Consider the following 10,214-nt stretch of genomic DNA (forward strand, 5'->3'; position numbering starts at 1 on the left):
CGTTCTTTAAGGAAAAACGACTACTCAGAATGCACATTCTGTCAGCTTTTTTCGCTAGAAAAGGTGCGGGTGCACTAGGTGAGCCTATACCACACAAGTCGTTGAGTCTGTACAAGGTTGCTATGGATACGCAGAAAAAACGAAAGGGTGGGAGAATACCGAAGGAAGCTGGGAACAGAAAATAATCGGCCCCCTTTCGGGGGCCTCAGCCATAATAAAGTTATATTATGGGGCAGGACGCAATTTCTTCGAACTGGTCGAACCGTTTCCGGCTGCGGGATGCGATTCAATTTAGAATCCCTGTAACCATCCTTGGTAAAAAGTATATCTCGGCAGGTATAAGTATTCAACTATTGCTTTAGTAGTCCAAAAGGGGAAAAGTAACAAAATACTGCTCATAGAACACTTTCAGATGTATCTGCATATAGATTCAGCCCCGCTACCAGGGACACAACCCCCTTGCTTGTAGGTGAAGAAACCCCATCCACCATTCCCAATAGCGATAGTTAATGCCACGTACGAGTGACCTTGCTACTTCTCTCGTGTTCCATCCATCAGGGGTCATCAGTTGTGATTCACCACTATTGATATAAGCAAAATCGGGTTCTTTGCACTTTATCATAATGTTGAAGCCAGGCACTGTGGCATAGAAGTGCAGGGAGGCGGGAATATGCAGAGAGAAGGGGAGAGCGATGAAGGAACGAGCGGTATCTCTGTCCGCTCACCTGTTACTGAACGCATGAGGACAAGTTGTGAAAGATGTGTGCTTATATCCTCTTACGACGCTTTGCGGAGTACATCACCTCGTCGCTCTCTTTAAGCATCTCGCCCAGCGACTGGTAACGACGCGCGTCACTATGCAACATTCCAAAGGAATAATTAATGTTGTACGGCTTACCAGATTTTTTGTTGTACTCATCCACACTCTTTCGGAGATTGTTCAAGAAAGCATCAGCATGAGCCTGCTGCGTAACGAGAACGGCGAATTCATCCCCACCAAGACGTCCTACGACATCTCCGGCACCAAGATGTTGGTGCAACAGCGCTGAGAATACTTTTAATACTTCATCACCTTCAGCGTGCCCCCAGAGATCGTTGATAGGTTTGAATCTATCCAGATCAAAAAAGATAAGGCTAAATGCCGCATTATCTTTAGCAAGGCTGCGGAATCGTTTTTCCCCCGTCCTGTAAAAGCCACGACGATTAGAGATACCTGTCAGGCTATCTGTCATGGCCATTCCAATCACCCTGAATTCATCTTCCAGAATAAAGGCTAAATCCTTGAGTGAGGCAATATCATCGTCGTTAAAGCCACGGGGGGTGGTATTGATCAGACAAAGCGTACCTGCTACCTGACCATCAGGCAGATGTACCGGGTAGCCTGCATAGAATCTGATGTAAGGCTCACCCGTCACCAGAGGGTTATCATGGAAGCGTTCATCATTAGCTGCGTCGTTAACAATAAAGGGGCCTTCCTGCAAAATGGCATGACCACAAAAAGAGATGTTACGGGGCGTTTCCTTAATACCCAGCCCCTCACATGCAAGCAACCATTGGCGCTCGCGATCAAGCAGGCTTATTAGTACGACAGGCACCTGGAAGACCTTTTTTGCAAGGCGAGTTAAACGATCAAAACGTTCATCGGCACCTGTATCCAGCAGGTCTGCCAGATGGAGAGACTTTAATCGTTCTTCTTCATTTTCGGGGATTCCTGGAAATTTCATACGGCCTCGCAGAGATATACTTGCTTTATGCCAGCTACGTTGCCTGCATCCAGACTGGCTGAGCCTTCCACGCCATGAGAACAATATAGTTCAAACGATAATTGACCGCCTGCTTGCTACGCGGCGCACGACATGTGATCCCGCCTGCTTTTCTCCTGTCGCAGCCTTTCAGCTCACAACCCCCTCTTTTAGTAGAAAGTTAAACATCACTGAATCGCTGACAAAACGTCGGGTTGGTGGGGATGGGGTGCCTGTATAACCCGTGGCGATTCAGTGAGCGGTTATCAGGGTTCCGTTTGGGAAACGGAAAATATTGTACGTTAAAATGATTTTTTGTACTGACTGATATCAACTGGCCACAAATGTCGATATTTCCCTTCAGCCAGCTTTTTATTGTTTCTCCAGATATAATCTCCTGTCAGATTTATGTGCTCCCAGCCCAGCGGGGACAGATGTGACAGCAATTGCTCATTAAGATACAGCCCCTTTCTTTTCAAAAGGTTAATGGCATTTTCTATATATACCGTGTTCCACAATGTGATCGCGGCTGTAATCAACGTTAGTCCGCTGGCGCGGTAACTCTGGTTTTCCAGACCACGATCCCTTATTTCGCCAAGACGGTGCATAAAGACGGCTCTGGCAAGCGCATTCCGGGCTTCTCCCTTGTTCAGACCGGCCTGAACCCTGCGACGTAATGCAGGATCGCGGAACCAGTCCAGCATAAACAGTGTTCGCTCGATGCGACCAATTTCCCTCAGCGCCTTAGCAAGCCCATTCTGTTTCGGATAACTGGCCAATTTTTTAAGCATCAAAGACGCGGTCACTGTACCCTGCTTTATCGAGGTCGCCAGCCTCAGGATTTCGCTCCAGTGGGTTTCTATCTCCTTGATGTTCAGTGGTGTTGTGGAAATAATTGACTGTAGCGCAGAGTATTTATCAGCCTTCCCCTGGATAAACAAACGTTTGTCGTGAAGATCCCGGATCCTTGGCGCAAAAGCGAATCCCAACAGATGCATCAGAGCAAAAACATGCTCCGTGAAGCCTGCCGTATCGGTGTAATGCTCGGTGATTTCAAGTTCACTTTCGTGATACAGCAACCCATCAAGTACGTGGGTTGAATCACGAACGCGGCTGATGACTTTGGTGTAAAATGGGCTGTATTGGTCAGAAATGTGCGTATAAAACTGGACGCCCGGCTCTTGACCGTACTTCAGGTTGACCTGGCCCGCATAGCGGCCATGACTGCCAACCCGAAAATTCTGGCCGTCAGAAGATGAGGTTGAACCATCTCCCCATAATGCCGCCAGTGGGCGTGACTTCTGGGCATTAACCAGTTCAGCCAGCGCAGCAGAGTAAGTTTCATCGCGGATATACCATGCCTGCATATTTTCCAGCGAAGCCCTTGTGGTTCCCGGACAAGATTCTGCCATTTTTGTCAGCCCCAGATTAATGCCATCCGCCAGGATGGTGGTGAGAAGCAAACGATTATCCTGCGGGCGGGTAAGAGGGTTCTTCAGATGGGTAAAATGGCGTGTAAAAGCTGTCCATCGTTCAACTTCATCCAGTATTTCTGTAATTTTTGGATGCGGCAACATGTTGTAAATCAGGTCGGCCAGAGGCGAAATTGCTGAAGGAACACTGTTATCCAGAGGCGTGATCTTTACACCTTTGTCAGATATATCCACATCGGGCAGATCCCCGGTGACTGCCATTGCATTGACTTCCTCCAGACGGGAGGCCAACAGCGTCAGCCGAGTCTTAAGGTAAGCCCCGCATTCTGTTTCGACAGGTATATTTAACCGGTTATTATTTAACAAATTATCAAAATCACTGCTTGGCATAAGGTAGTCATCAAAGTTTTTGTAACGACGGGAACCCCGGACCCAGATATCACCGGCCCGCAGAGCTCCCTTCAACTCATTCATTGCGCAAATTTCATAGTATTGCCGGTCAATACCTGAGGGAGTGATCACCATCTTTTTCCAGCTCTCAGGAATGAAATCCAGCGGTGCTGATGAGGGAACCTTTCTTAGCTGTTTGCGATACATCTCACTCATAGTATCGAGAGCATCTTTAAGAGGTAAGGCGGCCGGAGTGGCTCTCAGTTGCAGGGCCGATAAAAGTCGGGAAGAATATTTGCGCAGCGTGCTGAATTTCTCGGTAATGAGATGAAGCGGTTCGAAATTATCCTTTCGTGCAAGGAGGCGGGTTTCCTCTAAGCTGGCGGCAAAATCCTCCCACGGTAATACCCGTTCAACAGCAGACAGAGGGTCTTCGCCAGCGTTGCGTGCATCCAGGATCGCCTGACCAACGGAAATATACTGGCGTAATTTCTGCTGTATCAATTTACCCGTTTTCTGAAGGCGTTCGGCCTGCTGTCGTTTTGCCTGGCTGAACATACTGCCCAGTATGCGTTCATGCAGTTCTATAATTTCATCAATGATTGTGGCTTTGGCCTCCGTAAGTACACAAACCATCGTCGCATACCGACGTGCCGGGGCAAAATCAGCTAAATCGCGACTGCTCATTTTACGGCCTTCCCGCGCCAGTTTAAGTAATCGATTCTGGTGAACGGTTCTCTCCACACCTTCCGGTATAGTCAGTGCTTCGATGGCATTAAGGCGGTCTATATGTTGCAGCACATTCTTTCCGTTGATCTTCCCCGGAGGCTGAAGCAACCACGTCAAACGGGAAATTTGTTTTTCAGTTGTCGCCAGTAGCGCATCAAACGCTGATTTCTGCGGGGCGGTAAGATGCACATTCAGCGTGGTATAAACGGCTTTATCACCCAGCGTCATCGCTTCAGCACAGGTACGTTCCACAACATCAATACCAGGAACAATAATTCGTCGCTGATGCAGATGCTTCAATAATTCCTCAGCGATAAATATGCCCCGATCCGTCCTCGTGGACAGTGGGAGCAGATACTGAATGCATTCTTTCTGAAGGGCTCCATTAAAGGTTGTAAGCTCGAGATAACGATAAAGTTCACTCAGGTGTTCACGCCGGGTGGTATCGCGCCCAGAAATATACTCTTGCCAGAGTTCTGCTGAAAGTTTAAGACGGGAACCAATAATTCTGAGCAGCTCTGCGGATGGTGGCGATTTTTTATCCGGGGCAAATCCAATACTTTTCAGATAGCAGAGAAGAACAGCAAAACCAAACCGGCTGGAAGATTTACGGTGTGCATTAATAAGAGCCAGATCCTGCTCACTGAAATACGCCATTCGGGTCAGCGTTAACTCATCGTCAGGTAATACCAGCAATGATTCTCTTTCCGACTGAGAAAGAATCTGCCTCCTTGCCATATAGTTTCTCTCGTAAATTATTCGATGCGATATTTTTAACAAAAATGGTTATCGCATAAGGGTACACCCTGACGCCATAAGCAAAACGTGACGGCACGCAATGAATGACATAACCTATATGCGATAGATTAAATGCAATAACCTAAATGCGATAATGTGGTGAAAAAATGTTCATCAGAGCTTATTTAAGGGCATCGACGGAAGATCAGTTTGCCGATCGGGCAAAAGCGATGCTGGAGCAGTTTGTCCAGGAACGGGGATTCAAAATCGCCAGCTACTATCGGGAGAATATCAGCGGTACAAAACTCGACCGACCGGAATTGGGACGTTTACTGATGGACAGCCATCATAATGATATTTTGCTGGTCGAGCAGATAGATCGCCTGACCCGCCTGAGTAACAGCGACTGGATGACGCTGAAAAAGCAGATTGAGCAGCACGAGTTGCGGATTGTCAGTCTGGATGTCCCCACCTCATGGCAGGCGCTGTCAGATAAAGACCCTGTGCAGGCTGACCCAATTACCCGCGCGGTGATAACAGCCATCAATAACATGCTTATCGATCTGATGGCTGCGATGTCGCATAAGGACTGGCTGAGCCGCCGCCAGCGGCAAAAACAGGGGATTGAACGAGCTCATACGCTGGGTAAATACCGGGGGAAGCAGGCCGATTATGAACGACACCAGAAAGTGATGTACTACCGGCAGGTAAAAAAACTCAGTATCAAAGAAACATCTGAGGCTACAGGATACAGTTGTTCTCAAATATGCAGGATTCAGGCTCTCTATCTGCATGAGCCTACGAACTAAAGATTGCTGATTTAATTGTTATCAAGCTCAACCCATACTTTCTTTTTATCCATTACAGCGGTGAGACTCTCTGGGTTAATAACTTTCCCAATCGGGGTATAGCGATATGAGGATTCAAATGATGTATAGAACAAAACCAACGTTTGCTTACCGTACAGCATGAGATCGCCAGCCTGAATGGAGCCCGGGTGCACCGGGCTGGAAGGCAACGCATGAGGAAGATCAGCGAACTTCTCATTACCATTCAGCTCATCCATTCCAAGTTGCAAAGGTAAAGCATCAACAAATGCTTTAGCCGCAGGGTTGTCGTGAAGTCTGACATAAAATTGCTGGCCGTTAATATTCATTTTAACTGTCATTGTGCTTACCTTAAAAGGCGGGGTCGAGGTATCGGCATGGCCAGCAAAAGTACCTGCCAGAAGCAGGCAATATATTAAGGCATACAGATATTTCATATGATAACTCTCGCGAAAATTAGTCGCACCCTGCAGGATGCGACTTCAGACCATTATTTGAGGTTTGCTTTAAAGAATGATGTCAGTTTAGCAAAAGGGATGAGATCGGTACGGTCATACAGATCAACATGGCCTGCGCCTGGCACGATGTACAACTCTTTCGGCTGTCCGGCACGTTTGTAAGCATCTTCGCTAAATTCTTTCGAATGCGCCTGATCACCTGTGATGAATAACATCGGGCGTGGCGAAATGGTTTCGATATCGTTGAACGGATAGAAGTTCATAAATTTTCCAATACTGCTCAACATCGGTTTTGTAGTCAGCTCTTCTTTCTCACCCTGTGGCGTATAACCGCCACGGGAGGTACGGTAGAAATCGAAGAATTCTCGCTGGATGGCTGGCGTTGAGTCATCAAGCTTGTTAACAGTACCGGGGATATAGGCAATTTCTCCACCTTTGAACTCAACAAAACGTTGTTCTGTTGCAGATTTAATAAACGCTTTGCGTTGTTCAGGCGTAACTGAGTGATGAAGTCCGTTCCGGAAAGCAGACCCCATGTCATACATGCTGACTGTGGCAATGGCCTTCATTCTCGGGTCAATTTTGGCAGCACTGATAACAAAACTCCCACTCCCACAAATACCCAGCACGCCAATATTATCCGGATCAATGTAAGGCTGAGTACTCAAATAATCGACTGCGGCACTGAAATCATCTGAATAAATCTCCGGTGAAATCAGATGTCCGGGCTTTCCTTCACTTTCTCCCCAGAAGGAAAGGTCAATCGCCAGCGTTACAAACCCTTGTTCCGCCAGTTTCTGTGCATACAGGTTTGAGCTTTGCTCTTTTACTGCTCCCATCGGGTGGCCAATGACAATTGCGGGTTTTTTAGCGGTCTGATCCATCCCTTTAGGCATAAACAGATTGCCGACTACGTTCATCTGATATTGGTTCTTAAAAGTCACCTTTTTCTGGGTGACTTTATCGCTTTTGTAAAAATTATCAGCTCCGTTAGACATATCAGCTCCTGTTGCAGCAAATGAACTGATTAACAGTCCTAACAGCAAGGTAAATATTCTCATCAGGGAATTCCTCATCGGGTGTGGTGGAAATCTTTACGTGACGTCAATATAACTAAGGCAGCAGCTATCACTAATAAGAGGCTACTGATGGTAAAAGTGCTTTGATAGCCGCTGTGGTCAAATGCTAATCCGCCGATTGTGGAGCCAAGTGCGATGGACAACTGCACCACGGCAACCATCAGACCACCGCCAGCCTCCGCATCTTCCGGCACAGTTCTGGCGATCCATGTCCACCAACCGGTAGGCGCGGCAGTTGCGATTAATCCCCATAAACCAAGCAATGGTGCAACAATCCATATGCTGTGACCAAAAGCAATCAGGGCGACGGCAATGACCGCCATCAGGAAAGGGATAGCAATAAGCGTGGAATAGAAGCCGTATTTCAAAAATATGCCAATTACCAGGCTACCAATAAAGCCAGTGACACCGATGGTCAACAAGGTGAACGACAACGTGGCGATATCCACCTGTGTTACTGTCTCAAGGAACGGACGCAGGTATGTAAACAAAGAAAACTGCCCCATAAAGAACAATCCACAGGCTGCAAGGCCCGCGGCCACAACAGGGTTAGCAAAAAGGCGAAAAACAGTGCCGGTACGTTTATCTTCTTTATCTGCGGGCATTGTCGGCAGGCTGAACCACTGCCAGATAGAAGCAATCACCGCGACCGGAACGATACAAAAGAATGCACCCCGCCAGCCGATGACGGACCCCAGATAACTCCCCAGTGGGGCGGCTATAACAGTTGCCAGCGCGTTGCCCCCGTTAAAAATAGCCAGCGCGCGGGTAACCTGATGCCGCGGAACGAGGCGAATAGCCGTGGCAGCAGACAGCGACCAGAATCCACCAATAACAATACCGATCAGAGCACGACCAACCATGTAAATCAGATAACTGGGCGCTAACGCGATAATAGCTCCGGAAATCGCCATCAATGCAGTCATACTCAACAGTAATATCTTGCGGTTGATCCCCCCGGCCAGTGTAGATACAGAGAGACTCGTCATTACCGCAAACACGCCAGAAATGGCGATCCCCTGTCCTACCAGTCCCTCACTGACGCCTAACTCTCCCGAAATAGGCGTCAGCAGGCTGACGGGCATAAATTCCGAAGCAATTAGCGCAAAGACGCATAATGTCATTGCCAGTACGCCGCTCCAGTACGCGCGTTCTTTGTGAAGATATGAGTCTCTCAACGATGTGGACATATGCTGACTCCGAATCCCCCGGCAGTTTTCAGGCAAGCCGGAACCGGACGCTATTCACAGGAATAACGTCAGAAAATGAAAGGTGAAGCACGATGAAAAAGGGCAACGGAATTAATTCACCATCACTTACTCATCGATTGTTGGAAATTTTACATGCAAGGGGCATTATTACTAGCTAATGAATACTTAAAGGCTTTATAAGTACTGCTTATTAATGAGGGCTGTATTTGATGAAACGCAACCTGAACGACCTTCTTTATTTTGTCACAGTCGCCCGTGAACGCAGTTTTACCCGTGCCGCTGCACAGTTGGGTGTCACTCAATCCGCTCTCAGCCAGGCGATTTCTGCACTTGAAGAGCGTATGCAAATTCGCCTTCTGACGCGAACCACCCGCAGCGTATCGCCGACGTCAGCTGGAGAACGACTGCTGCTGGCTATAGGGAGTCGTATTGATGAAATTGAAGCCGAACTGGATATTCTGACCGAACTGCGTGATAAACCGGCAGGAACAGTCCGCATAACCTGTGGACCAAATGTTTTGCACAGCACGCTGCTGCCAAAACTGACATCACTGCTACATGAGTATCCGGATATTAATATCGAGTTCGATGCGAACCATGGTTTTCGCGACATTGTGGCAGACCGCTTTGATGCAGGTGTTCGACTGGGTGACACCATTGATAAAGACATGATAGCAGTCCCCATTGGTCCCAAATTGCGTATGGCCGCAGTGGCATCTCCGGATTATTTTTCGAGGTATCCAGTTCCTGGAACACCCCATGAGCTGACGCAGCATAAATGTATAAATCAACGAATGGTCAGGTCAGGCGGGTTGTATATCTGGGATTTTGATCAGGAAGGGGGAGATCTTAACGTGCGTGTCAGCGGGCAGCTCATTTTTAATACATCTGAACACATTGTTGATGCAGCGCTTGCGGGACTCGGGATTGCTTTTTTGCCAGAAGAAGAATTTGAACCTCATATTGAAGACGGCAGACTGGTTCGCGTCCTGGAGCAATGGTGCAAACCATTTCCAGGCTACTACTTATATTATCCCAGCAGAAAACAACCTTCTCCGGCATTCTCACTGGTCGTTGAAGCGCTGCGGGTAAGTCGAAAACGCAAACCTGCCAGTGAGTCGCCGGAAGTATAACTTTTCCAAAGGCTGGCGTGGCCAAAAAACAGCCTTGACGGTACAAAAAATCACCTTAACTTACAATATTTTCCGTTTCCCAAACGGAGCCCATCAGGGCATTTTGATGCTGTGCTTTCAGCAATGAATTCACTGCAACATCATTTTAGTTACAACATACTTTAAAGTGTAAACGCGATATCAGACCTCTGGCCCGGAGCAGCACTGCTTTTCAGGATTAGGTGGCGGTTTGTAAGTTGATGTTGGTGCTACGTATTACCGGCGATGCCTGGTTTTCCCGCTTTTACGGCCAGAATACATCGCCAGTGTTGCAGTACACATTTCATTATGATCATACGATTTGGGCGTACTTCAGTTCTTCCTGGAACCTATTTGAACACTGGTTATTTTCATAACTGTCAAACACAGTTGAATATCATGCTTCTGTATGAATGAACCCACTATCCGGCATGCATATCTTTTTAATACAAGGCA

At 47.6% G+C, this 10,214-nt stretch carries 7 protein-coding genes and 1 pseudogene; 3 read left to right on the top strand and 5 right to left on the bottom strand.

The features are described from left to right. Nucleotides 1-185, top strand: a pseudogene (locus E0L21_RS25135) (hypothetical protein); the annotation flags it as partial. A gap of 582 nt (nt 186-767) precedes the next feature. On the opposite strand, the gene E0L21_RS24075 reads toward E0L21_RS25135, so the two are convergent. Both E0L21_RS24075 and E0L21_RS24080 read right to left on the bottom strand, forming a co-directional pair. Next, nucleotides 768-1,724 (bottom strand): sensor domain-containing diguanylate cyclase, encoded by a 957-nt coding sequence (locus tag E0L21_RS24075; protein WP_131413756.1) that lies wholly within the window; start codon nt 1,722-1,724, stop codon nt 768-770. 320 nt (nt 1,725-2,044) lie between these two features. After that, a complete protein-coding gene (locus E0L21_RS24080) occupies nt 2,045-5,032 on the bottom strand; it encodes a Tn3 family transposase (RefSeq protein ID WP_131413757.1) in 2,988 nt (995 codons plus the stop codon). A 167-nt stretch (nt 5,033-5,199) separates the two neighbouring features. Between E0L21_RS24080 and E0L21_RS24085 the strand changes: the two genes are divergently transcribed. Then, nucleotides 5,200-5,841 carry a recombinase family protein gene (locus E0L21_RS24085; RefSeq protein ID WP_131413758.1) on the top strand — a complete coding sequence of 214 codons (642 nt, stop codon included), beginning with the start codon at nt 5,200-5,202 and terminating at the stop codon, nt 5,839-5,841. Nucleotides 5,842-5,852: 11 nt separating this feature from the next. Here the strand turns inward: E0L21_RS24085 and E0L21_RS24090 are convergent, their stop codons facing one another. From E0L21_RS24090 to E0L21_RS24100, 3 genes are read right to left on the bottom strand one after another with little or no spacing between them, the layout of a single operon-like run. After that, nucleotides 5,853-6,296 (bottom strand): cyclophilin-like fold protein, encoded by a 444-nt coding sequence (locus E0L21_RS24090; RefSeq protein WP_131413759.1) that lies wholly within the window; start codon nt 6,294-6,296, stop codon nt 5,853-5,855. Between the two features lie 53 nt (nt 6,297-6,349). After that, nucleotides 6,350-7,378, bottom strand: a complete 1,029-nt coding sequence (locus tag E0L21_RS24095) for an alpha/beta hydrolase (RefSeq protein WP_131413760.1) — start codon at nt 7,376-7,378, stop codon at nt 6,350-6,352. A gap of 11 nt (nt 7,379-7,389) precedes the next feature. Beyond that, nucleotides 7,390-8,586, bottom strand: coding sequence for an MFS transporter (locus tag E0L21_RS24100; protein WP_131413761.1), 1,197 nt, complete (start codon nt 8,584-8,586; stop codon nt 7,390-7,392). Between the two features lie 230 nt (nt 8,587-8,816). On the opposite strand from E0L21_RS24100, the gene E0L21_RS24105 reads away from it, so the two are divergent. Beyond that, nucleotides 8,817-9,740, top strand: a complete 924-nt coding sequence (locus E0L21_RS24105; protein WP_165501951.1) for a LysR family transcriptional regulator — start codon at nt 8,817-8,819, stop codon at nt 9,738-9,740. Nucleotides 9,741-10,214 lie beyond the last annotated feature (474 nt).

Origin of the sequence: Kosakonia quasisacchari, assembly GCF_004331415.1 — a bacterium.
GTDB lineage: Bacteria > Pseudomonadota > Gammaproteobacteria > Enterobacterales > Enterobacteriaceae > Kosakonia > Kosakonia quasisacchari.